The 23,139-nt window shown below is 60.6% G+C and carries 20 protein-coding genes and 1 pseudogene; 11 read left to right on the top strand and 10 right to left on the bottom strand.

From position 1 onward, the window contains the following. Nucleotides 1-121 precede the first annotated feature (121 nt). Entirely contained in the window at nt 122-1,267 is a 1,146-nt protein-coding gene (locus CXY71_RS02320; RefSeq protein ID WP_233204346.1) for an MFS transporter, read from the bottom strand. A gap of 279 nt (nt 1,268-1,546) precedes the next feature. Between CXY71_RS02320 and CXY71_RS02325 the strand changes: the two genes are divergently transcribed. Beyond that, nucleotides 1,547-2,179, top strand: a complete 633-nt coding sequence (locus CXY71_RS02325) for a hypothetical protein (RefSeq protein WP_104134103.1) — start codon at nt 1,547-1,549, stop codon at nt 2,177-2,179. Between the two features lie 168 nt (nt 2,180-2,347). Here the strand turns inward: CXY71_RS02325 and CXY71_RS02330 are convergent, their stop codons facing one another. After that, nucleotides 2,348-3,094: an HIRAN domain-containing protein gene (locus CXY71_RS02330; RefSeq protein WP_104134104.1), complete on the bottom strand. Its 747-nt coding sequence runs from the start codon at nt 3,092-3,094 to the stop codon at nt 2,348-2,350. Nucleotides 3,095-3,483: 389 nt separating this feature from the next. On the opposite strand from CXY71_RS02330, the gene CXY71_RS02335 reads away from it, so the two are divergent. The 5 genes from CXY71_RS02335 to CXY71_RS02355 all read left to right on the top strand — a co-directional run bounded on the left by CXY71_RS02335 (nt 3,484) and on the right by CXY71_RS02355 (nt 10,096). Continuing rightward, the gene (locus CXY71_RS02335) at nt 3,484-3,942 is read left to right on the top strand and encodes a hypothetical protein (RefSeq protein WP_146072720.1); all 459 of its coding nucleotides are present in this window, start codon (nt 3,484-3,486) and stop codon (nt 3,940-3,942) included. An 814-nt stretch (nt 3,943-4,756) separates the two neighbouring features. Next, a complete protein-coding gene (locus CXY71_RS02340; protein WP_104134106.1) occupies nt 4,757-5,359 on the top strand; it encodes a PadR family transcriptional regulator in 603 nt (200 codons plus the stop codon). Between the two features lie 35 nt (nt 5,360-5,394). Next, nucleotides 5,395-6,081 (top strand): ABC transporter ATP-binding protein, encoded by a 687-nt coding sequence (locus tag CXY71_RS02345; RefSeq protein WP_104134115.1) that lies wholly within the window; start codon nt 5,395-5,397, stop codon nt 6,079-6,081. Continuing rightward, nucleotides 6,078-8,852: an FtsX-like permease family protein gene (locus CXY71_RS02350; protein WP_146072721.1), complete on the top strand. Its 2,775-nt coding sequence runs from the start codon at nt 6,078-6,080 to the stop codon at nt 8,850-8,852. The genes CXY71_RS02345 and CXY71_RS02350 overlap by 4 nt, the downstream gene beginning before the upstream one ends. 107 nt (nt 8,853-8,959) lie before the next feature. After that, nucleotides 8,960-10,096 (top strand): acyltransferase, encoded by a 1,137-nt coding sequence (locus CXY71_RS02355; RefSeq protein WP_158252950.1) that lies wholly within the window; start codon nt 8,960-8,962, stop codon nt 10,094-10,096. Here CXY71_RS02355 and CXY71_RS02360 read toward each other — a convergent pair. From CXY71_RS02360 to CXY71_RS02395, 8 genes and pseudogenes are all read right to left on the bottom strand, one after another. After that, entirely contained in the window at nt 10,079-11,500 is a 1,422-nt protein-coding gene (locus tag CXY71_RS02360; protein WP_104134109.1) for a glycosyltransferase family 39 protein, read from the bottom strand. The genes CXY71_RS02355 and CXY71_RS02360 overlap by 18 nt on opposite strands. Nucleotides 11,501-11,799: 299 nt before the next feature. Continuing rightward, nucleotides 11,800-12,033, bottom strand: a complete 234-nt coding sequence (locus CXY71_RS02365) for a DUF2283 domain-containing protein (RefSeq protein ID WP_052542039.1) — start codon at nt 12,031-12,033, stop codon at nt 11,800-11,802. 238 nt (nt 12,034-12,271) lie between these two features. Next, nucleotides 12,272-12,841: a hypothetical protein gene (locus tag CXY71_RS02370; protein ID WP_104134110.1), complete on the bottom strand. Its 570-nt coding sequence runs from the start codon at nt 12,839-12,841 to the stop codon at nt 12,272-12,274. Nucleotides 12,842-12,849: 8 nt separating this feature from the next. Next, nucleotides 12,850-13,395, bottom strand: coding sequence for an RNA polymerase sigma factor (locus CXY71_RS02375; protein ID WP_104134111.1), 546 nt, complete (start codon nt 13,393-13,395; stop codon nt 12,850-12,852). A 348-nt stretch (nt 13,396-13,743) separates the two neighbouring features. Then, nucleotides 13,744-14,316, bottom strand: a pseudogene (locus CXY71_RS02380) (recombinase family protein); the annotation flags it as partial. A gap of 524 nt (nt 14,317-14,840) precedes the next feature. Continuing rightward, the gene (locus CXY71_RS02385; RefSeq protein ID WP_134379357.1) at nt 14,841-15,476 is read right to left on the bottom strand and encodes a hypothetical protein; all 636 of its coding nucleotides are present in this window, start codon (nt 15,474-15,476) and stop codon (nt 14,841-14,843) included. Beyond that, nucleotides 15,473-16,312 carry a hypothetical protein gene (locus CXY71_RS02390; RefSeq protein WP_104082778.1) on the bottom strand — a complete coding sequence of 280 codons (840 nt, stop codon included), beginning with the start codon at nt 16,310-16,312 and terminating at the stop codon, nt 15,473-15,475. Before CXY71_RS02390 ends, CXY71_RS02385 begins: the two co-directional genes overlap by 4 nt. Then, nucleotides 16,309-17,094, bottom strand: a complete 786-nt coding sequence (locus tag CXY71_RS02395) for a S8 family serine peptidase (RefSeq protein WP_104082777.1) — start codon at nt 17,092-17,094, stop codon at nt 16,309-16,311. The genes CXY71_RS02390 and CXY71_RS02395 overlap by 4 nt, the downstream gene beginning before the upstream one ends. 534 nt (nt 17,095-17,628) lie before the next feature. Here CXY71_RS02395 and istA point away from each other — a divergent pair. From istA to CXY71_RS20525, 5 genes are all read left to right on the top strand, one after another. Next, on the top strand, nt 17,629-18,879 hold the full coding sequence (gene istA / locus CXY71_RS02400) for an IS21 family transposase (RefSeq protein ID WP_104134113.1): 1,251 nt from the start codon (nt 17,629-17,631) through the stop codon (nt 18,877-18,879). Further along, entirely contained in the window at nt 18,879-19,661 is a 783-nt protein-coding gene (istB, locus tag CXY71_RS02405; RefSeq protein ID WP_104134114.1) for an IS21-like element helper ATPase IstB, read from the top strand. Before istA ends, istB begins: the two co-directional genes overlap by 1 nt. A 220-nt stretch (nt 19,662-19,881) precedes the next feature. Then, nucleotides 19,882-20,085, top strand: a complete 204-nt coding sequence (locus CXY71_RS02410) for a hypothetical protein (protein WP_233193068.1) — start codon at nt 19,882-19,884, stop codon at nt 20,083-20,085. A 568-nt stretch (nt 20,086-20,653) separates the two neighbouring features. Next, the gene (locus tag CXY71_RS02415; RefSeq protein ID WP_158251184.1) at nt 20,654-22,576 is read left to right on the top strand and encodes an ATP-binding protein; all 1,923 of its coding nucleotides are present in this window, start codon (nt 20,654-20,656) and stop codon (nt 22,574-22,576) included. Continuing rightward, on the top strand, nt 22,573-22,965 hold the full coding sequence (locus tag CXY71_RS20525) for a hypothetical protein (protein ID WP_104082774.1): 393 nt from the start codon (nt 22,573-22,575) through the stop codon (nt 22,963-22,965). The genes CXY71_RS02415 and CXY71_RS20525 overlap by 4 nt, the downstream gene beginning before the upstream one ends. Nucleotides 22,966-23,139 lie beyond the last annotated feature (174 nt).

Here is a 23,139-nt window from a genome sequence, read left to right on the forward strand (position 1 = left end):
GCGCCAGTGCTTGGGCCAGGTTTCGGGTAGGTAGAGTGTGACGCGGCGGTCCGAGGTGGAGATCCGGGCGACGCCCCTATCAGCATGACTCCGGTTAAGTGGAGAGCCCAGTTCGTCGTTATTACTTCGTCGCTGTGGGGGTGGCAGGTCTCGGCCGTTTGGATACCAGGAAGGCAATGCAGCCGGCAATCGTGAGCATGAATGCGCTTAGGAGCCAAATGGCCTGGTCTCCCCAGATAGCGTATCCAGCACCCGCGAGTAATGGTCCTGCGGCGCAGCCAATATAAGTACCGGTCTGCACGATGCCGGTTGCCGCGGGCGTGGCCGGTCCGGCTATGCGGGCGACCGAAAAGTGCACGAGCCCGGGCCAGCCCCATCCGATGCCAAAGGCCAGGATCAAACCCAGGGCATAGGTCCATTGATTGTTTGGCACCATGAGGAATATTCCGGCTCCGCCCAGTAGCTGCATCACTGCGATCATCTTCAACGCATCTCGTCCGTCACGGCCCGCCGCAGCCCCAACGCCAATGCGCATGAACGCACCGACGGCGCTGGCCGCACTAAGCAAGAAGCCGGCGGCACCCGCTTCGAATCCCCGGTCAACTGCTGAAATGACCCCGAATGAGGCCACGATGGTCGCGCCGGCCGCGCCCAGCGCTGTGATGCAGGCTAGGGACATGAAGAACCTGCTCAGCTCCGGGCCCAGGGGCACCTTCGTAGCTACGCGTTTGGTTCCTGACGGCAGCCGTCGCGGGCCGAATGCCAGGAAGGCGAAGATCAGCAGTAGGGCCGTTACTGCGCCCGACGCGAGAGCCCAGCGCCAGCCCAGGGTCAGGGCGATGAGAGGAATCGAGAGGCCGGATGCCAGTGTGGCCAGTGGTACTGCCGACTGCTTGAGTCCAAACGCCAGTGAGTGGTTTTTCACAGAAACTCGCAGGGCCAACAAATGGTTCGTCGCTGGATGGGAGGTCCCCGTGGCTACGCCACCTACCACCGTCCAGACGACCAGCCACTGCCATGACGGTACGAACAGCGCACTGCACAGCAGGCTGCTGACCGCGATTACAAGCGTCAACAACACCACCTTTCGGGCGCCAATCCTTGCCGTGAGTTTTCCGGCTACCACGGAGACGAGTGCCGCAGCCACCCAATAGCTGGCCACGATCACCCCCAGCCCGTATCGAGGAACCGTGATGTCATCGGCTATTTCCGTGAACAATGCTGCAACCAGGAAGACAGGCAGTGCGGCGGCAATAGTGACACCCACCGCCAGAAGGATTGTGGCCCTGCCAGTGTCCCGCGCGATCATGAAAGAGTTGAGCCGGGACGAACCTTAGCGGCAGTAAGGCAGGTCTGCATCATGCTTGCAACAGTAGTGCGCCCCACCAGCCTGCTGCGTCACCGATGCTCCTCCACTGAGTGAACGAGGTCTGGAACCTCCTGATTGGGGGAGGAGTGAATGTGAATGACGCACCTGGCCGATACGCTTTGGATCATTCACTCAACCCGCGGGACGGTAGCATCCCGACACTCGAAGGAAGACCCGATGAAGCGCTCCACAATCGCAGTTACCGCAGCAGCAGCCCTGATGTTCTTGGCTCTAAGCGGCTGCTCCGCCACGACCGCCGGCGAAGCCCCGGTGAAAGGGACACCGGCGGTCCCGAAGATCGACCCGGGACCCATCGAACTCACCGCCGAGAAGGCTGGCGAGCGTTACCTCAGCATCGTGTGCCCGAACAACGTTGCGAATGAAGCGATCGTCGCGGCGTACGCCGTCGGTGAAGCTGACTATTTCAGCGGCGGCTCTCCTGATCCCGCCGCGGTGAAAGCTGCGGCCGCGACACTTGCGGAGCTCAACCGGGCAGCAGTCGAACACTTCGACGATGAATACTTCATCTGGCCCGCCGAGGTCGCCGACCAGATCCCCCACATCCGCACCACCTACATGGGACAGCTCACCATGAACCAGGCGGTCGCGAATGCCGAGACGTACGAGTCCGCGTACACCACCCCGCTTCTCGACCTGACGCCAGAGGCGGAAACTGCCGGGCAGGAGATCCGATACCAGCTGGACATCCCTTCCGACACAAAAGCCAGCTGTGTCGGGCACGAGAACGGGCTCACCGAGCTAACTGATGAGCGGACCGAACGCGAAGCAGCACTGGCTAAGCAGGACTAAGGCAGGAAACCTCTGCGGCCAAGCTTGTAGTCATTGGAAGACGAACTGGCGGCCGCCGGAGCCGGAGAGCGGGCGCTTTCCGGGACGTGATCGAATGCAGTATTAAGCTACAGGTCAGTGCGTCCCGCGTTTGTTGGTTCTCGTTCTCTAAATGCAGGCTTGAGCGTTTCACTGGTTCTCTGAAAGTGGGTGCTTCCGCAAGAGGTGGGCGATCATCTCCGGGGTCGCAGCCAGGATCTTGATTCTGAGCCCAAAAGTCCCGAGTCTGCCTTTTCTGCCACCCGACAGCGAGATTGCGTGTAGTGGGGTCCGGGCGAGGATTAGCCGCGAAATCCCGAGGGCCATTCCCTTGTTTACGTAGCCGACGACGTCGTCGGTGTCTATTGCAGAGATGGCCACGGCGTTCTTGTCATGGGTGTTCTCGGGTTCACGGACCAGGGCGACTCGCGCGCCCGGTTGGAAGTTTCCGGCCTTGGCCGCGGCCTCGTGGTAGTTGACGCCTCGAACGTTTACCGTCCAGATGCCAAGTCGCCGAAGATTTTTGTTGCCGACGGAAATGAATTGACCGGTTGTCGGTTCGGTTAGCCACAATTCCGCGTTACGCATTTGGAGGAAGAGTGTCGGCATCCCGTTCTCGTCGAGAACGAGTAGCTCGTCCCAGCGGTCGCTGGGGAGATAGTCCGATGCAAATGATTCGCGGCCCGGTTTTGTGGGCTGCGGTGGTAGATGGGCCAGGTTTGCTTTGACGTAGCTGTCCCCAGGAGAGACCAGCGGGTGCGCTGGATGCTTTGTGGCTGGCAGTTGCCTGACCGATTGCGCGGCGGTCGTGACGGGCGGCGGCGGCGGTTTCGTCAGGAATCGATAGAGGAGCCATAAGGCAGCTACAACAACGACTGGGAAAATCAGAAGTTCCAACGTCTACCCTCGGTTCGTCAACGCACTATCAGGGTAGGGGGTATTTGGTTCGGTCGTTCGGGGGTCCCTGTTTCAGCAGGGAGCGATCATCTTGACTTGTTGTTACCGATAAGCCTGATGCGGGACTGTCGGTGTGAACGTCTATCCCTCCTTTATGTCCATCACGTAACGTGAATCGTGTATGGTCTGCGAGACGTAGAATACGTTACTGGATAAGTGACAAGATTTGATTCTTTCGGAGAATTGGCTGTGGTGTCACGTAATCGAACGTATAGATGACACGTGTCCAGCATGGGTTGAGCGCCCGTTAGCCGAACCCCATGCGCGACGACAACGGTCGCCCCCTTGCCTGGCGTACCTTTGCTGCGGAGCAGTCTGAGGTGGACGCAATGTCGAAGTGGGCCGACCTTCTCGACGACAAGCCGGACGTAGATGTCAGAGTCGGGACCATCGAACCCGCCGTGGCAGCAACGCTCGCCCGCCTTCTCCGCGACCACACCGCCACACCCACCGAGTGTTTCTTCCTTGTCTGGGAAGGATACGCCGACATGCGCGCGGACCTGCGAAAGGCAACAAGCATCATGCTCATGCCCGAGCGTCGCATGCATGTTCTTGCCGGCGACCTCGCCGACGGCGCGGAACCCTTCGAGGAGACGGCCGGCGGAAGAAGTGCCCAGTGGTGGATACCCGCGGATGGTGTCTGGGCCGTCGGAAACGACCTCTACGGTGCGAGCGTTTATGTCTCAGGCACCGAAGAGCTGATCAGTGCTATTCTCGCCGCCGACGACCTCGAGGCATACCGTGCCTCGGCATCGATGCAGATCGTCGCCGAGGAGTGGGCCTCCTAAGTCTCCTGCGATCCCCTGGCTCTAGGTAGGTTCCCGATAGGGAACCGTCAACGGGACGGTGCTGCAGCGGAGCCTCTCTGCGACTCGTGGGATCACAAAAGAGTATCGATGGGGGTGCTCAGGCTCGAGTAATGATTGGCTGTAGGCATGATTCACCGCCGGAGAACCGTTGTCGCCACAATGTGGCTAGGCACACTCGCCTGCTTGGGCATCTCCGTCTTCCTAGCGCCGATTGTCAGCGGAGGCTGGTGTGCAGACGCACCCGCTAGCGGCACGTCGATCTGCGGCTCGTATCAAAGGTCACTCGTTGGGATCGACACGAACCTATGGATATGGCTTGGTGCGATTGCGATAGTTGCGGTGATCACGCTGGTGACGGCACGCAGGGCAAATCGCTCGCGTCCGGGTGGGTCCTCTGCAAGTTAGAACGGCACCAAACAATCGCCGTAAGCCGAACTACGGGACAGTGAGGCTGTGCAGTGCGACAGGGTTGGCAGTGTTCGCGTAACTCTGGCCGATTAGTGGGTTGAAACCAGCGCCTGGCCGACGATGCGGGTCCGTTGGTACACACCGGGTTTGGATTCGGAATGGTTGAGGCTCCGGATCGAGCCTGGGAGAACTCTGCGGCGGGTTCGGAATTTCCCGGCAGCCCTTACCGTCACGTGTCTCCAACGGCGAGTCCGCGGCTGACAGCACGCGCGTCCTGAATCGATCCGGAGCCCCTGAGGCCACAGGAAAAATATTCACCGCGTCAATGTCTAGCGCTCACGTAGTTACTGTGTAAATATTTACCCAGTAATCACTGGAGGTTGACATGTCCATCCGCCTAAGTCTTCTCGCGATCCTCGACCAGGGACCCTGCTACGCCTATCAGCTGCGCGTCGAATTCGACCGACGCACCGGCTCGACGTGGCCGGTCAATGTCGGCCAGATCTACACCACTATCGAACGTCTCGAGCGCGACGGCTTCATCGAGCGGACGGGCGCCGAGGACCACGAGCAGGTGCATTACCGGATCACTCCAGAGGGACATGTGGAGGTTCAGCACTGGCTCGGCTCGCCCGTTGTGCGATCCGGCGCGGCCCGCGACGAGCTTGCTATCAAATTGGCGATCGCCGTCACGCTGCCAGGTGTCGATATAGCCGCGATTATCCAGACGCAGCGCGCGTCGACTCTGCGCACGTTGCAGGACCTCACCCGAACCAAGCGAACTACGGACAACCCGGAATCGTCGGAGGACATGGCGTGGCTTCTTGTCGTTGACTCCTTGATTTTCGCGGCCGAGGCGGAAATTCGGTGGCTCGATCACTCGGAGGCTCGTCTGGAGCGGGCCGCAGCGCAGGGCGTCGCGAAGCCGGTGCCGTTGAGTGACGAGCCGATACGGCGTGGCCGGCCGGCAAAGGCGGTGAAACTGTGAACGGTGAAGACTTGCTGCGACTTGATGGCGTTTCTATGCAGTACGGCACCGGGGAAACAGCCGTGACCGCTCTTAGCGGCATCGACCTCACAGTGGGTCGTGGAGAGCTCGTGGCCGTCATGGGCGCGTCCGGGTCGGGAAAGTCGACCCTCCTCACCGTTGCCGGTGGGCTCACGCAACCAACCAGCGGTGAAGTCATTGTGGAAGGCGAATGGTTGAGTACTCTCGCCCCCAAGAGGTTGGCAGCGCTGCGACGCCGTAGCCTGGGATTTATCTTCCAGGATTTCAACCTCATCCCGTCCCTAACCGCGTTGGAAAACGTCAGCCTGCCCCTCGAGTTGGACGGTGTTTCCTCGCGCCGCGCGCACCGCCCCGCCCTGGACGCCCTCCAGGTTGTCGGTTTGGGCGATCGGGCAGACCGCTACCCGGCCGACCTGTCGGGTGGGCAGCAGCAACGCGTCGCGATCGCCCGCGCCGTCGTCGGCGGACGCTCCCTGATCCTGGCGGACGAGCCCACGGGCGCGCTGGACAGCACGACCGGGGAATCGGTTTTGCGGATGCTTCGTGAACGAATCGACGCGGGAGCCGGCGGGATCTTGGTCACCCACGATGCCCGCCACGCGGCCTGGGCGGACCGGATTGTGTTCCTCAAAGATGGCCGGGTGCTCGAGGACGCTCCCCGGATGCCGCTGTCCGACCTCCTGGGTGAGACCATCCGATGAATGTGGCAACCGGCGCCGGCCGGAACCGCGCCAGCGTCCTCGTCGCGTTCCGTCTGGCGCGGCGGATGGCCGTGCAAAACATCGGCCGGAGCGTCCTCGTTGTCGCTCTAATCGCCATTCCCGTCCTCGGGATGACCGCCATTGCCACCCTCGAGGCCAGCAATAACGCCACCCCCGCTGAACAGGTGCGCTTCCGTCTCGGCCAGACGGCCGCCGAAATCACCGCCTACTCACCGCCAGACAAGACCCTGACCCAAGATCCGACCGATCCAAGCCAAACCGCGTCATCCACGGACAACACCGGCACACCCACGGGCTACGAGGCGGGCGCTGCGCTGCTTGATCCAACGACGTATGCCCCATCGGGCGACAAACTGCTGACCATCCAGCACACAACAGTCACGGCAACGACCGCCCACGGAGTCGGCTACATTCCCGCTGTCCAAGGTGAACCCTGGAACCCAGCCTTCACGGGTAAATGGGACATCGTCGACGGACGCGCACCCCAGAACGACAGGGAAGTGATGGTGTCGCCGGGCGCCCTGACTCGCCTTGGCGAGAACATCGGCGGGCAGCTGCGCATCACCGCGCCTGAAACGAAAACATTCACCATCGTCGGCACCCTCCAGAGCGCTGCTCTCACCACTGACGCGGACGCCGTCTATGGAATGTCCGCCGTGTTCAACGGCGTCACCCCGACCGTAGATCTCAGCGGAACCGAGTTTTATATCCCCACCGGCACCGTCGACCTGACCACCATGGAGGAGATCAACCAAAAGGGCGGCGTCGTGTACTCTCGCGACCTGGTGCTGAATCCACCAGCCACAGCCGACTCATCCCCCTGGGCCACGTCGGCTACACCGAACTACCTCATCTACACGATGCTCGCCCTGCTGGGCTGCTTCGCCCTCTTCGAGGTGTGCCTTCTGGCCGGTGCGGCCTTCGCCGTCAACGCGAGCCAGCAGCAAGTCGCGTTAGCTGTCTTGGCCAGTGTCGGAGCCGACCGAAAAACCATCTTCCGAGTCATGACTTTCGGCGGCGTCGGACTCGGCCTGATCGGCAGCCTTGTCGGCGTCGGAGCCGGCCTGGGCGTCACAGCGATCGCGCTCCGTGTCGTCGCAGCAGGACAGGCCACCCGATTCCCTGGCTTCCACGTCGACCTGGCTGCACTCATCGGCATAGTCGTTCTCGCGACCTTCGCCGGCTGGGCGGCCGCAGCCGTTCCCGCACGGTCCGCCTCGCGGCCCGACGTCGTACGCGCTCTCCGCGGGGCTCGCCGCCCTGCCATCCCCACGCACCGACGCCCGCTGCTGGGCGGGGTACTGATCGCCGTAGGCGCAGTCGTGTCGATCGTGGGCGGGGTGATGACCGTGACCGGCGCGACACCCGTGCACGGGCTGCAGAACATCACCCTTCTGCAAGCCGGAATCGCTTTGGTCGTCGTCGGCCCCGTTACGATGCAGATCGGCGCGATTCTGATCGCGCCGTTACTCCTGCGGATGAGCGCTCGTCTCGTCAGCCGTTTCGGCGCCGGAGCGCGCCTCGGCTCCCGCGACGCTGCTCGCAACACCGCCCGTTCCGTCCCCACCGTGTCAGCAATCATGTCCACCGTATTCATCGCCGCGTTCGCCATGTCTCTGCTCGGCGGTGCTCAACAGCTCACGACTTCCACATACGGCTACAGCCTTCCGGTGGATTCTGCGCGGGTCACGCTCTACGGCGGCTCCTCCACCACCTCTGCATACGTGCTGGAAAACGTTGCGCCAGCCGTCAAAGACGCCATGCGATCCAGCTTCGGGACGTCGAACGTCGTCACTCTCTCGTCATCGGAGAGCCCCCTGCGCCTGAACAACAGCGGTCCAGAGGACACCATCACGCTGCCCACGCCACGGGTGCTCGCCTCGACGGCGTGCACTCAAGACCCGACCTGCTACTCGTCCGCCCTCGAAACGGTTGGCGGCTACGCGGGCGACAAGATCTGGGTTGGCTCCGAATCCGATCTTTCCGCAATCCTCGGGCAGCCGGTCAACGCGGCAGCCGCGGCTTCGCTCCGGTCCGGCGGTGCCGTGGCTCTCTACTCATCCCTTGTTCAAAACGGTCACGCCACGTTCGACTGGTCCACGAACGACACATCGAACGTGACCAAGACCATCCAGGTGCCCGCCGTTGTCCAATCGACAAAGCATCCAGTTGACTTCCCCATCTTCATTACACCGTCGACCGCGACATCGCTCGGGATCACCTTCCGCCCCACGGCCGTCTTCGCGCAGTTCCAGTCCGCGCCCACCACCAATCAGAAAGATGCGCTCCAGCAGGCCCTTCAAGGCATTGGCAGCGGCCAGCTCGTCGCCCAAATTGAGACGGGCCCGCCGGTCTTCGCTGGCGCTGCCGGCTGGGCCCTCGTCGCTGCAGCCGGCGTGCTTGCCTTGGGTGCCTCCGCGATCGCGATCAGCCTGGCGCGTGCCGAGGGGCGCCGTGACGATGATGTTCTCACCTCCATGGGCGCTCCACCACGGCTGCGACGGCTGTTCGCCTTTTGGCACGGCATCCTCCTTGCCGGCACCGGCTCGATCATCGGGGTCGTCTTCGGTGTTGTGCCCGCCGCCGCCCTCTCTCTCGAGACCTCCCAAGCTGCTGCTGTCGTGCCCTTCGCCCCGCCGTGGGCGCAGCTTGCACTCACCGCCGTAGGTATTCCTCTGTTCATCGCTACGGGCGCATTCATCACAACACGAAGCCACTCGCGCGGCGGACGGCGCCCCACCGTGCTCTGACGGATCCGCTGCCACGACAACGACTTGCCGCATAGACGGGTGTGAAGCTCCGTGCAAACGACCTCGAGAGCCGACACCAGTAGGGGAACCCCCTATGGACAGTGCGGGTGGATCGCCAGGAGTCGTTTCTGGGGCGAGCCATTCTCGCTGCCATACTCGATGGTGAGGCAGGGCGCCTCGTCAGGCGATCGTGGGGAGCGGTTATCAGGCCCACGAATAACCTCGACGCGTTGCGCCTGTTGTCCGCCCTGGCCGTGATTGTCGGCCATTCTTTCACCCTGACTGGCCTCGGTGCGGCCCCCCGGGTCCTCGGGATTCCCATCCATAGTCTGGGCCTGTACGCGTTCTTCGCGATCAGTGGTTACCTGATCGCGACTAGTTGGGCACACAATCCAGCCCTCGTGCCGTTCTTGGTGAACCGGACTCTGCGGATCTTCCCCGCACTCGTGGTCGTGGTCATGGTCACCGTCGTGCTGATCGGCCCGGTTGTCAGCTCGTTGGCCCCGGCGCAGTATTTCCGGGACGAGGTGGTCTACCAGTACCTGCTCAACCTGCTGCTGACGGCCCAGTACGAGCTGCCCGGGGTCTTCGATGCCGGGCACCGGTCGACTGCGGTAAACGGGGTGCTTTGGACGCTCGGACTCGAGTTCGTCTGCTACCTCGTCGTAGCCGTCATCGGCCTCCTTCTTCGCACCCGGTCCACCTGGGGCTACCTCGTCTTCGGCCTGATCGCGCTCACGTTCGCCCTCGTTCCCGTCGCAAGTCCCGCTCTGGCGTGGGCGGGACCAGCCGGGACCACGTGGGTGTTCTTCGCCGTCGGCGCTCTCCTGAGCCGCGCCCCGGCGAGATCGCTCAATGTCAGGCTGGCGTTCGGGGTCGTGACGCTGTGGGTCGCGATCGCGCTTCTCGCCCCCACCGTGTCCCTCGCGGCGGCCTGGCTTGCTCTGCCGTATGTTCTCGTTGTGGCCGGACGGGCGTCGACTCCGGGGGTTCGCCGGGCCGCCCGATTCGGGGACCTCTCCTACGGCCTCTACCTGTGGGGGTTCCTCGTCCAGCAACTCGTCATCGAATGGTTCGGCATTCTGCCATGGTCGATGAACATCGCCATCGTGACGGCGACGACAGCGGCCATCGCCGCACTGTCGTGGCACTTGATGGAGAAGCGTGCTCTTTCCCACAAGATCCACCGGGTCCCGACACGACCCCCGGGAGATCCCAGGACGGTGTCAGCCGTCCCCGTCTGAGATCGGCGGAAGCTCGTACAGGGCAATGACTGAGCGGCTGGTCTGGTGAGGTTGCTGCTCGACATATCCCAGAGGGAGCAGCAGGTCGTTGGTTTCGACCATCGAGGTACCGGCCTGAACCACCCAGATGCGGTCCACGTCTGCCACGTGCGAGCGGATGTCGGGCCAGGCGACCGTCACATCGGAGAAGGTCCCAGTCGCTGTGAACGGGGCAATGAAGGCGATGTCCTGCACATGCGCGAACTGATCCGGGTACGCGTACAGGGCCTGCCGTGGCCGGAGCGTGACACTGCCGGTGTCCTGCAGGTAGATGGCGTCGCCGGGCAGCGCCTGAGTGTCGATGTAATCGGCGATCTGGGCCAGGTCGCTGCCCCCGTTCTTTCCGATCGGCCCGCGCTGAGCAAGGTAGGTCGGAAGACCGGCCAGGGCGACCGCGCCGACGAGGATCCACGTCACCCCGGTACGGGGTGTGCGGGTGAACGCGACCGCGAGAAGGATCGCCAGCCCCGGGACCGTGAACGACAGATACCTCGCCGTGTAGAGCGGACCGATGACCGCATCCGCGACCAAGAGCAGCATCAACGGGACAACAACCCAGACGGCAGCCAAGCGCAGCATGCCTCCGTCTCGGCTGGCCAGGACCCGGCGACCGCGCACCGCCAGGACGAAGATCGTGACCCATGCGATCGCCGCAACCAGCCAGGAACTGTCGAAGGCGGGCTCAACCAGAATCGTCCACACATTCACCACGGGCTGATCCGAGAGCCACGCGATCTGCTCCTTCTGCCCCACACTCACGACCAGCAGCGGAACACACGCGACGACCACCACGAGCGCTGCGACTGCCCACCTGGTCATCACCGTGCGGGTGCGATGATCCAGCAGAAGTACGACCGCGTGCACGGCCAGAAGTAGCACCGAGTACAGGAACAGGTACGTTCCGGTGACGACGGCCAGCGCGTAGAAGGTCCACCACGGCCAGGACGGTCGACGGGAGGCGATCAGCAGAATGAGGGTTGCCCAGACGGCAACCCCCGCACTCAACGCAAAAGACCGCGCCTCGATGCCCATGTAGGTAGTGCGAGGCAGGATCGCGAAGAGAACCCCTGCCACCACGCCCACACGGGCGCCCCCGACAGAGGCGACCAGCAGGACGAGCCCGGCTGCCGCGGCTCCGACCGCGACGGCGGACAGCGACCTCGTCGAAAACTCCGACTCCCCGAACACCCCCACCCACACCTTCATGACCGAGTAGTACCCGGTGTGGACCGCGTCCTTCTGGCCGAGGAAGGCGAACAACTCCGCCCAGCTCAACCGCGCCGCGCGGAGAGTGGCGACCTCATCACTCCAAAAGGACGGCACACCAGAAGCGAACAGCGACACGAGGGCGGCAAACACGCCCACCAGGCCTGCCGAACGGCCCCTGCGATCCGGTAGGCCTCGCGCCTTGACTACCTGAAACGGTTCTAAAATCGCGCTCACACATCCCCCGGCTCAGTACCCGAGCCTAGCTCGACCTCTCAGCCAGACCCTCAAACATCCGAATGACCACAACTACCTCGATCGGCGGTCAGCGAACATCACTAACGCTGTCCGTAGGGGGGGGACGACAAGCACGACAGATCTGGGACCAAATCAACCGGTGGCCGAAGGTGCCGACGTTGCGTCACCGGGGAACGGCCATAGGACCGGGGGCCACTAGGTCAGCCGATTCGCTTGGCTTGTTTCAGGGTGGACGGGCGCAGCAGACACTTGGCACCGAGGATCTCGACCCCTAGAAGCTTGCCGTCTTCATCGAAGTCGAGAATGACTTCGCCGCGGCCGTCGATTTCGTGGACGTCCTGCCGAACGGCCTCCCCGGCGTTTATCCGAGGTGAAATGTTGAAATAAGCCGCATCCGCAGACCGGTCATAAGTGCCTCGCCGCAATTTCTTCACGGCGCAAGAATACGGTAACAGGCACCCGTAAGGCGGACGACAAGCACGACAGATCTGGGACCAAATCAACCGGTGGCCGAAGGTGCCGACGTTGCGTCACCGGGGAATCCCCTAGGGGACCGATCACCCAACTTGACCGGTGAACAATATGGCCCTCGTGCCCTTTGGCGGCACATCGGGGTGAGGCTGGCGGCCGGTTGATCACCTGTCAGCTGACGAGACGCGCCCTGGTTTATCGTCACCCGCCCACTATCTGGCTCGGGGTAACTCTGACCGTGGCGGGGTCAATTCCGAACTCTTTGAGTTGCCAGGCGTCGTACGCGTCCTTGAGCCGTGCGGCGGTCACGGCATCATCGGTCGTCCACGTAGTGAGGCCAAGGGTCGTGCACACGTCATTACCGGTTTGGGTTGGGAATACGCCGGCCACGCCCGTGGCGAGTTTGCACGCGGCAAGGTCGGTCCGTGGAGTGGCCGCCCACGTGATGCGGGGCGCATCTGGCGTGGCGCCGTCGAAGGTGACGGAGTCAATGCAGAACCCGACTGGATCGCGCATGTCGAAACCGATACCGCCACCCGTCATCCCGTTCATGTCTAACGTCTGCATGCAAACGATGTAGGGCATCGCCTTTGCCGTCGGCCACACAGCTGCGGCGCCCACCGTGGCCAGCGAGAGGGCGAGAACGCTTCCCGTGAGAATGGCTGCCTTTTTACGGCGTGCGTGCAGTTTCTTGTGCTCAATTCCGACGCCGATACGGTTCAGAGCAGCATCAAGGTAAAGGGGGCTTGGTTCGACTGTGCTTTGCATCATGTTCTCCTTCAAATCGTTTCTGATCGGATGAGCTTGAGTCGCGTCCGTGCGCGTTGAATACGTTTGGCAATCATTGACGTCGAGACATTCAGCCGGTCGGCTGCTTCCCTATATGGCATTCCTTCGATGAGGCAGAGTCGGCAGATTTCCCGGTCCATTTCACTCATCGCGGCGATCTCATCCCGGATCCACACCAGGTCATCTGCCTCGGCGAGAGCGGGGACGTTAGTGGTTTCATCGTTCAACTCGTCGGCTTCGTTGCGGCGGTTCTTCCGCCGCAGATTTGCCGCGTGATTTCGACATGTCACCAAGAGCCAAGGGAGTAAGGATTCAGCAGTGAGGTCAATTGATTTCCGTTTCGCCCATGCCGTGACGAAGGTTTCCTGCACGAGTTCTTCAGCGTCGGCGGAATTGTTGGCGATTCGTAGCGCATAGCGCAGAACGGTTGAACCGTATTTCTCGAATGCAGCGATGAAGGTGTCGTTCGGGCCCGCCCGATACCGCGCGAGTCCCGAGCTCGAACTCGGACCTTTGGTTGCGTTCTCTATTGCCATATTTGCCTCCTACTAAGGAAGTGTCTTGTGGAGGCCGATCATGACAAGCAGGCCCAGGTAATCTACTCGCCGGACCGATGCTGCTGCTCTAAGTGGTGGCGGAAGCCAGCGTAACGGTAAGCGACGTTCCCCTCGGAAAGCGTCCGACTGCTCACAGGCCCATGCACCCGACTCACCGTCGCCATAAGGGGGACGGCGACCGGGACGCCTGCGAATCATCGTCGTCTACTCGGTTCCCTGTGGTGCCGAGAGGGCGATCGTCCCGTATGCCCCGCCTGAGAAAATGCCCGGTGAAGGGAGGCTATACGGGGCACGTTCGGACGCCTCGAATGACTCGGCGGTGAGGTCCAGTGCCCGCGTTCGGCGATAGAACGTTGCTCGAGACATTCCAAGATCGCGGGCAACCGTTGTCGCTGTCTCTCCACCATCGATGAGTCGACGGGCGTTGCGGATTTGGCTGTCTGTGATGAGCCGCGGACGGCCGCCAAGATCTTTGCCGGCTTCGCGGCGTTTATTGATGGAGTCGACAACACGCTCTCGCTTGATGTCGTGTTCCATCTGCCCGAGCGCCGCCATGATCGTGAACAGCATCGAGCCCATCGGTGTTGCTGTATCGACGTCGCCGCCGCCGAGGTTGAGTACGCGAAGGCCGGCGCCGCGGCCGCGAAGCTCCTCGGCGAAAGCGAGCATGTTCTGCGTCGATCGGCCGAGCCGATCCAGGGTCGTGATGACGAGGGTGTCGCCGTCCTCGAGAGCGTCGAGCGCGCGATCGAAGTACGGCCGTGATGCTCGAGCACCTGAGATCCCATGGTCGACGTAAAGGTCGTCGCGCCGGACTCCGGAGGCCAGGATGTCGACTTGTTGACGGTCGGTGGATTGTTGTCGCGTGGATACGCGCGCGTAGCCGATCAGTTTCGTCAATTCTGCTCCTGAGGTGTCTCATAACTAACGATGTGAACCGCAATTCAACCAGTAGGTTATGCGACGTAGTTATAAGACTCGCCGTGCCGCCAGATTCCGACGATTTTGAGGACGCTCAGGTCATAACTGTGAGACGTCTTATATCCCTAGGGTTTCGAGACAGCCGTTTCGTGGAATGGCGGAGTTTTCCAGGGCAGGGCAGTTGTCGCGACCGCAGTTGATGCCACGGTCGCGTTTACGCCGGCACGACAGTGTGCTTATGGGCCGAGAAATATTTCCGTCGTGAGGGGGGTGTTCGATTAACTGGCTGCGGCCGGTGGCCACTATGCGATCGCGGACATCGCAGGATCGAATAGGCCGCTTTTTGGCCTCCGGGCGAGGCACATCAAGGGCGACTTCTTGGCAGGTTCCTCTGACGAGTCAGACTACGGTGCTGACCAACGGGTGATAGCGGCAGCTAGCATAATTCTGCCGCATCACCGTGGGTCAGCATCCGCAGCCTGACAGGTGTTGTTCGTATCGGGCTAGATGAAGCTGTGTCGCGCGAGGCAGTCGAGGTAGTAGACGAAGGCTTCGTCGTTTACGTCGCCAGTTTTCATCGAGTAGTAATTTTGGTCAGTTTCTGTTCCAGTCTCTCTGTATCCGGTCAGCGCGGTCATGTACGTCGTTAGGTGGTCAGACATCCCATAAACCTTGGCACCAGTGACGAGGCCGTCTTCTTGCTCGAGCACGATGGAGGTGCGTTGGCCCACCAAATGTTGAGTGTTTAGAAGGTTGTATGCCAGCCAAGACGCGTCTCCAAGAGGCGCCGTTCCAAGATCGTCAGTGTCACTGCCCGAAGTTTCTTGAAGGAAGAGTCCCCGCCAGCTTTCATCGTACGTATCAGGACCAACATCTTTCATTTCCTTCTCTTCTGCGCTGTACAGGCGGGATAGGACGTCCGGATGAGTGATCGTGTAGAGCGAGTAGATCAAGTCCTCGCGGACTTCTCCATCGTTCGAATAGTCAGTGCGTGTAATGGCCTCGAGCGGGATTTCATATGCACAAAAACCCTGTTTCAAGTGTTCTTCAACGGCGTCCGTTGTCCATCGCTGAGGATTGGTCTTCTTCCACCGTGCCAGGAGGTCTGAACGGTCGTCAGCTTCGTGATTGTCCATCAATTGGGTAGTCCGAAAAAGGCGTGCATTGCGGGGGTGCGGTTGCTCGGGTGGAAGTGTGCGAATTTTCCGCGACCGCCCGAATCGCGCTCAGGTCCGACTACGGCCAGGCCGTTTTTGATTCCTTTCGCAACTGCGAGCGCGCCGGCCTCGCTGCGAGACCACGTGTCTTTCCCCCCGCGGCCCCATGTGATGGCCGCGGAAAGCGACATACCATTTGCAAGCACGAGTTTGCCGTTTAGAATCATTGCGCGGAAATGTTGGTAGCTTGATCCCTTTTTATTGAGGGCATCGATTGCGTTAGTGGCTGCGATCCACGTAACACCAGCGACGATGACAACTGCAGATGCCACCAGGAGTGTTTTCAAGATCTCTAGAGCGATAGGTATTCCCAGAACCAGTACTGGCACGAAGGCGGCATAGCCCACGTCATCGGCATATGATTCTGTCTCACCAGTGGCCAGGTCTGTCATGGTGAACGAGGTGGCTTCGTCGTTCAACTCTTGTATCTGGATGGAGTAGTTGGCGTTGTAGTCGGTGTCGATGCTCCCTAGAGAAAAAAGAGCGCTACTGTCCTCAAACGACAACGTTGTCAGCGCCGTGACAGGTTCGCCAGATCCCAAATCCGATGTCGTCTCGACTGAGATTTTAGTGAGCGAGGCGTCCACGTCTTCCAGTGTCAATCCTGCGTCGTTGAAAGCGGATTCAAGCTTTTCCTCGTCAACCATCCCGCTGCCTGAAGCTTCTACCGGGGCAGAGCTGGTCTCTGCGAACGCGGGCGAGTAAGCGAATCCAGAGAGCAGCAGCGCCGCTACGACTCCGATGGCGATCTTTTTCATTGATTGTCTTCCTTTGATTGGTGAGCGATCAGTGCGGACAGGGTGGAATCGGGTTTAGCTACGCCGAGCAAGCTTTTCAAGATTTGATTCGAGGTCATTGCTGCAGCCGCTGACGTCCCGGTGACAAGCTGCCGGGCCCCCGTGCGGTCGACCGCGGGAATGTCTTCACCGGGTGCGAAGTAATTCACATGGTCAATAGCCGAGAAGCTTGATGGATGGCCCGCGGCATCTAATGAGCCGACGGAAATAACTCCCGGGTATCGGGCGGGGTAGCCCGCCCCCATCCCTTGGTTGTTTCCAGCAGCCGCGACCACCACGATTCCCGATTCAACGGCGCGTTTCACCGAGTCACGTAAGGCCCGGGTGTCCGTCCCGATCGCGATGCTGACGTTAATGACGTCCACCTGGTCCCGGATAGCTTGCTCTATAGCGTCCGCAACGTCCTCCGCCGACGCGGTTCCTGCAGTGAAGACGGAGTAACTAATCCAAGTGACTCGATGGGCCCACGCAGGACAGCTATCCTCATCGATTCCTGCTGCGATCGATGCGACTAAAGTGCCGTGCCCTTGGTCGTCGGCGTCAGTATCGAAAACATGAAAACAGCTAAAGTCGACGTTTTCATCGTTGAGGCCGCTATCGACGAGAGCGATCGCGACTGTGTCTCGAACCGCCGGCGTGATCGATGCCGATGAGCAACCTATCAACAGAAGGGCTGTGACGACAATGATTGACGTCGAAAGGAACGCGGGGCGTCTGCGGGGACCCCCTCGGAGAGAGGTCAAAACATGCGTTGCGTTGACTTCACGCGCGGAACAATTACCCCGGGCAGCGGTTCATTAAATGGCTGGTCTCGCAGGCGATACGATCCACCCGCCCATTTTCGAAACATCATTTTCCCCCCGATGCTCACGAACCAGATGTCGTGTGAAACTCAGATTGGCGGAGATAACTCGCGGCGTCAACTCCATCCGGAAATAGTCAACGGAATTTTCATGTGGGCGACGATTAAGCGGCTATTTGAGTTCCGTCCTCGCCCAGCATGGGCATCTCTCTTTTTTCGATGTCGGTGAGTACTGAGTATTTGAGGACTTGAGCACCCACTCAATCGTGCGGTTCAGCACCTACCGGTATCAGTCCCTCGACCGTGCGCGACAGTCTGTCATTTACAGCCATGCCGACTTCTACAGATCCGACCATCTCGTCATTCAGTGGGCGAAACCCTGACGCCCGACGAGCGGGTCCAACTTGTCAGCGACGGTTGAAATGTAGTCCAGAATCGACGGTTTAAAACTAGGCCACCCAAGCACGATAGATGGGTGATCACAGTGGAAGATTGGGCTTTGGTTCGTCGCCTTCACCTGAGCGAGGGCGTATCGCAACGCGAGATAGCGCGGCAGCTTGGCATCGCGCGCGACACGGTCGCCAGAGCGATCGCGTCAGATGAACCGCCGAAATATGACCGGCCCGACCGGCCCTCGGGGATGCGAGATTTGGAACCGCGATTGCGGCAACTGCTCGCTGAGTATCCCAAGATGCCCGCGACAGTGGTAGCTGAACGGTTGAAATGGACCGGGTCGATTTCCTGGCTTCGTGAGACGGTTGCCCGACTGCGACCGGAGTATGCGCCCGCCGATCCCGCAGACCGACTATTGCATTGCGCTGGGGACCAAACGCAGTGTGATCTGTGGTTCCCGCCGGTGAAGATTCCTCTCGGTGCTGGTCAGTTCGGCTCCCCGCCGGTGCTGGTGATGGTGGCAGGGTTCTCTCGCACCATTTGCGCGGTGATGTTGCCTTCTCGGACGACACCGGATCTGTTAGCGGGTATGTGGCATCTGCTCCTCACCCAACTACTGGCGGTCCCGCGACGGCTGATTTGGGACAACGAGGCGGGCATCGGCCGTGGTAACCATTTCGCTGCTGGAGTCAGCGCCTTCGTGGGAATGCTGGCCACCAAGATCGTGCAGCTGAAACCCTTCGATCCCGAATCGAAAGGCATCGTGGAGCGAGCCAATCAGTATCTGGAAACATCGTTCTTGCCCGGACGCACCTTCTTGTCTCCGGAGGACTTCAACGGGCAATTGGCTCGCTGGTTGTCGTCGAAGGCAAACCACCGGACCGTTCGCAGCCTCGGGTGCAAACCGGTTGATCTGATCGAACAAGATCGCGCCGCGATGCTCCCGCTTCCGCCGGTGGCTCCGGTGGTGGGATTCTCCTCGAGGGTGAGGCTGCCGCGAGACTATTACGTCCGCGTCGCCGGCAACGACTACTCCGTCGATCCGACCGGCATCGGTCGGATGGTCGACGTGTCCGCCGACCTTGCCCAGGTCATCGTGAAGCTCGACGACAAGGTCGTGGCCTGTCACTTGCGGGTCTGGTCCACCGCGCAGACCATTACCGACCCCGCTCATGTCACCCAAGCAGCGCGACTGCGGCACGCATTCCAACACCCTGCAGCTGCCACCGCGACCGAGTCGGACCTGCACCGAGATTTAGCTGACTACGACACCGCGTTCGGTGTCGACTTCGACACCACCATCCCGAACGTCAGCGACGAGGAGGTCGCGTGATGGGAAATCAGACCAGCAGCGAGATCGAGTACTTGGCCCGAGCGTTAAAAGCACCCCGCATTCGCGACTCGGCGACCCGGCTGGCCGATCAAGCCAGAGAGGCGTCGTGGTCCCATGAGGAATATCTCGCCGCGGTTCTCTCCCGGGAGGTCTCGGCGCGGGAAGCGTCGGGGGCAGAGATCCGCATTCGCTCAGCCGGGTTTCCTGCCCGCAAGTCCCTCGAAGACTTCAGCTTCGATCACCAACCTTCGCTGCGCCGCGACACGATTGCACACCTGGGAACCGGAGCGTTCTTGGCCGAAGCAAAGAACGTGGTGCTGCTCGGGCCGCCAGGAACAGGGAAAACGCATCTCGCGATCGGATTAGGGATCAAGGCCGCCCATGCCGGCCACCGGGTGTTGTTCGCTACTGCCGTCGATTGGGTGGCCCGGCTGCAAACGGCCCACCAACAGGGCCGACTCGCCCTGGAACTGATCAAGCTCCGCCGTTACGGCCTCATCGTCGTCGACGAGGTCGGCTACATTCCATTCGAACAAGACGCCGCGAACTTGTTTTTTCAACTCGTCTCCAGTCGCTACGAACACGCATCGCTGATCTTGACCAGCAATCTCGCGTTCGCCCGCTGGGGTGACGTATTCGGAGACCAAATCGTGGCCGCAGCCATGATCGACCGCATCGTCCACCACGCCGACGTCCTCACCTTGAAAGGCGCCAGTTATCGACTCCAGAACACCGGAATCGAATCCCTGCCTTCAGTCCGAGCCCAGAACGCGGCACAATAACAAGACAACAGTGGCCTAGTTTTCCACCGTCGTATTTGGCCTACTTCTTCACCGTCGCTGACACAACTACTCCAAATCGTCAAAGGGACGGGGACGAGCAGCTCCGACTGAGAAGGTTCCACTGCGCGCTTGTGGGCACGCCGAGGGGCGCCGTCCCTTGGTTCGTCAGCTCGCGGAGGATCTCGATGTCGCTCCTGGCACCGTCGCTAAGGCGTACAAAGTGCTTGAATCCGAGGGCTACCTCACTGCCCGCACTGGCGGAGTAACCCGGGTCAGCCGGAGCACAACGACGTCGCTCCCAGTGCTGGAAGCCCCTCGCCAACTTGCCAAGACCAGCACCCGTGCAGGCACTAGCCTGGACGGCACCATCCGCATCCTCCGTGCGATCTCGCACGAAGAATACTCCGAACCGGGACTGACCTGATGCGCTCTCAAGGCTGCCCGCACCCATGGAGATCCCCTCTACTCTCGAGTCTTCCACACATAGAAATGCCTGTTCCAGGTCGACCAGGCTGCCCCAGTTCTCACGACTGTGGTGTCTCATAACTGACCTGTTTCGTATCGCACGAGATACAAGACCCTGACTGCCCTTTGACGCAACGCAGAGAACCGGGTCGATGCGCCAAACAGCGATCACAGAACGCCGCCACTAAGCGCTAACACTCAATCAATTCCCAGATTAATCTCGACACATCCTTGACATTCATTCTTGTGGGCGTGACCCTGCTGGCGATTGGTTAGGGCTATGCCGGGTGCGTAGAGGCGATAGATTCCATTCGGAAGGACAATCCGAACGATGGAACGCACGAGTTGCCTCCCACGCGTGTCTCACTCTCATGCCTGATGTCGGTGCTATTTCGGAGGTGATTAGCATCGCTGGTCGCCGCGCTGCTTCATGTTGCGCCTTGACCAGTCCGCTTTTGCGGAGTCGGCCCAAATCCGGCAGGCTCAGCCTTGGCACTTGAATGTCAAGTTGTTGTCGAGGGGGACAAATGCGCATTGTGGGTATTGAGCTAGAGGGTTTTCGCGGATATCTGACATCGAGTTACGTGTCGATCGATACGTTGACTGTGTTTGCCGGCAAGAATGACGCTGGAAAGAGCAGCATCCTGGAAGCTATGAGGCTGTTCCTGGACAAGGGAAAGCCGGACGTCTCTGACTATTCGGTTCATGGGCATGGAACGATTCGCATCACGTGCACATTCGCTGACCTTCCCCCTGAGCTGGTCATCGACCAGACTGCGGTGACGACCCTCCAGGATGAGAAACTCCTCGACGCTAACGGCCACTTGGTGATTAGCAAGACCTGGACCAGGGGGCGAGCCAACCCCGAGATTTTGGCGCATGCTCTACACCCGGTCGTCGATGGCGGCCCAACGCTTATCGGCCTGAAGCACGCGCAACTCAAATCCCTCGCCTCGACTCTTGATGTTGTCGCGGAGCTGGAGGATCGACGCGTGAACCTGAACTATAGGCAGGCGATCTGGCGCGCCTGGGAAGCCAAGGGGCTCTCGTCGCTGCAACCGACGATCATCCCGTTGAACTCAGAGGACGGGAAGCACGTTGCCAGCGCTCTGGAGAGTGTCTTTCCCCTGTTCCACCTCTTTCAAGCTGACCGGCTGGGGGCGGAGTCCGATGAGGTTGCCCAAGACCCAGCCAAGCTCATAGTCAAGGCCGTGCTCGATCGCCATACGGCTGAACTCACGAAGCTTACGAGCGATGTTAAGGCTGAGATTTCAGAACTTCTCCTGGAAGTCGTTGGGAAATTGGAGGAATTCGCACCAAATCTTGCGGCCAAGCTGATTCCGGCCAACCTAGACCCCGTATGGCAGAAGGCATTCTCGTCCCTACAATTTGTCGACGAGAACGATGTTCCCCTTGCGAAGCGTGGCAGCGGGACACGCAGACTGGTTCTCTTGAGCTTCTTTCGGGCGGAAGTTGAGCGAGGATATGAAGAAACGGATGAGTGGCGACGGGGCGTCATCATCGCAGTGGAGGAGCCCGAGACGGCTCTCCACCCGGATCTTCAGCGCGAAACTGTTTCCGCTCTAATTGAAGTTGCGGGGCTCGCAAACAGGCAGGTTTTGATGACGACGCACAGCTCGAACTTGGTGAGGAACATACCGATCGCAGCCGTGCGTTTCGTCGAGGAGCAGCAGGGGAAGCGCGTGTGGAGTTCCAGTGACACATCCAGCGAGCGGTTCGTTCTCCAGCAATTGAACAAGGCGATGGGGACTTTCGCGGATCACAATGTGCGTTGCTTCTTCATCGTTGAGGGCAAGAACGATATCGGCGGTCTACTGGCACTGAGCGATGCGCTACAAGCCGCCCGTCCCACTGAATATCCAGATCTTCGCCAAATGGAAACTGACGGTGAGCTTTGCTTCATACCTATCGGCGGCTGCGGCGCCGCTGCTCTTTGGGAGAGCCGCCTGTCGCCGTTTAGTAGGCCTGAGGTTCACCTTCTTGATTCCGATCGCTTGGTTGAAGGGTCGGCTCTGAAACCCGAGATATCCAAGTACCTAGCGCGCTACAACACCGACGATCACCTGTCGTCACACATGTTTGTTCTGACCCGGCGAGAGATGGAAAACTACCTCACTATTGAGGCGATCGAAGATGCTTTCAAGGGTGCAAACCCAATGTTCCCGAAACTATTCCGGGAAGCTGTCGAAGGCCACGACTGGGGATATGTCGACGTGCCGGAGACCGTCGCAAGAGTGCTTCACTCTCTCAATTCGGAGGTCGAATGGTCACTCGCTTCTGACAAGAAGCGCAGCGAGAAGGAGTCTGACGTGAAGAGGAAACTAGTCCCATGTTTCGGGCACCCGTCTGTGGCGGAGGCTCTTTTGGCCCTCGGTGCCGAGCGAGATCTTCTTTTGGCCGTTGCGACGGTGGCGGATGTGGCAGCGTGAATCCGGGGGCTTCGGCCACTACCCGCAACCAACAACTCCTTCTTGTAGCCAATGGATTCTTTGGAGCTCTTGCAGCGGAGGGCGTTGTCGAGTTCAACCCATCGATCATGGACTTTGAATTTGCGTTCGGGAAAGCCTGGCGAGCCTGGCGTTGCGCGAGCGTCTCGGAATTCCCGACGTTCGCACTGGGGAAGAATCGGTTTCGCGACGTTTTGTTCCGCGTCAGTCGATCCAGTTCTCCTTTTGCCACCTATCGTGACGGTATCGAAATGACGCCGAGTGGGCTCACGCCCCGCGAATACCTCGCAATCTGGGCGCCTGAAGTTACACCAGAAGACTGGATCGCGTTGGCCCAGCTGTATCTGTCAGGACGAGAAAGCAACAGGTGAATCTCAGCTTGATTTTGGGGCTGAGAGATGCTTTCGCCGTGAGGGAGAGCTCGGCCGACCAGGCAGGTTCGACCCAACTGTGAGGAAATCAAGTACCGGTAACCCAGCATGTTGAGTACCGGCCTATTGCCTAGCCAAAATCCCTCCAGCCAGACTCCAGCCAGGCTGCCCTCC

Source organism: Cryobacterium sp. Y62 (genome assembly GCF_002929785.1).
Lineage (GTDB): Bacteria > Actinomycetota > Actinomycetes > Actinomycetales > Microbacteriaceae > Cryobacterium.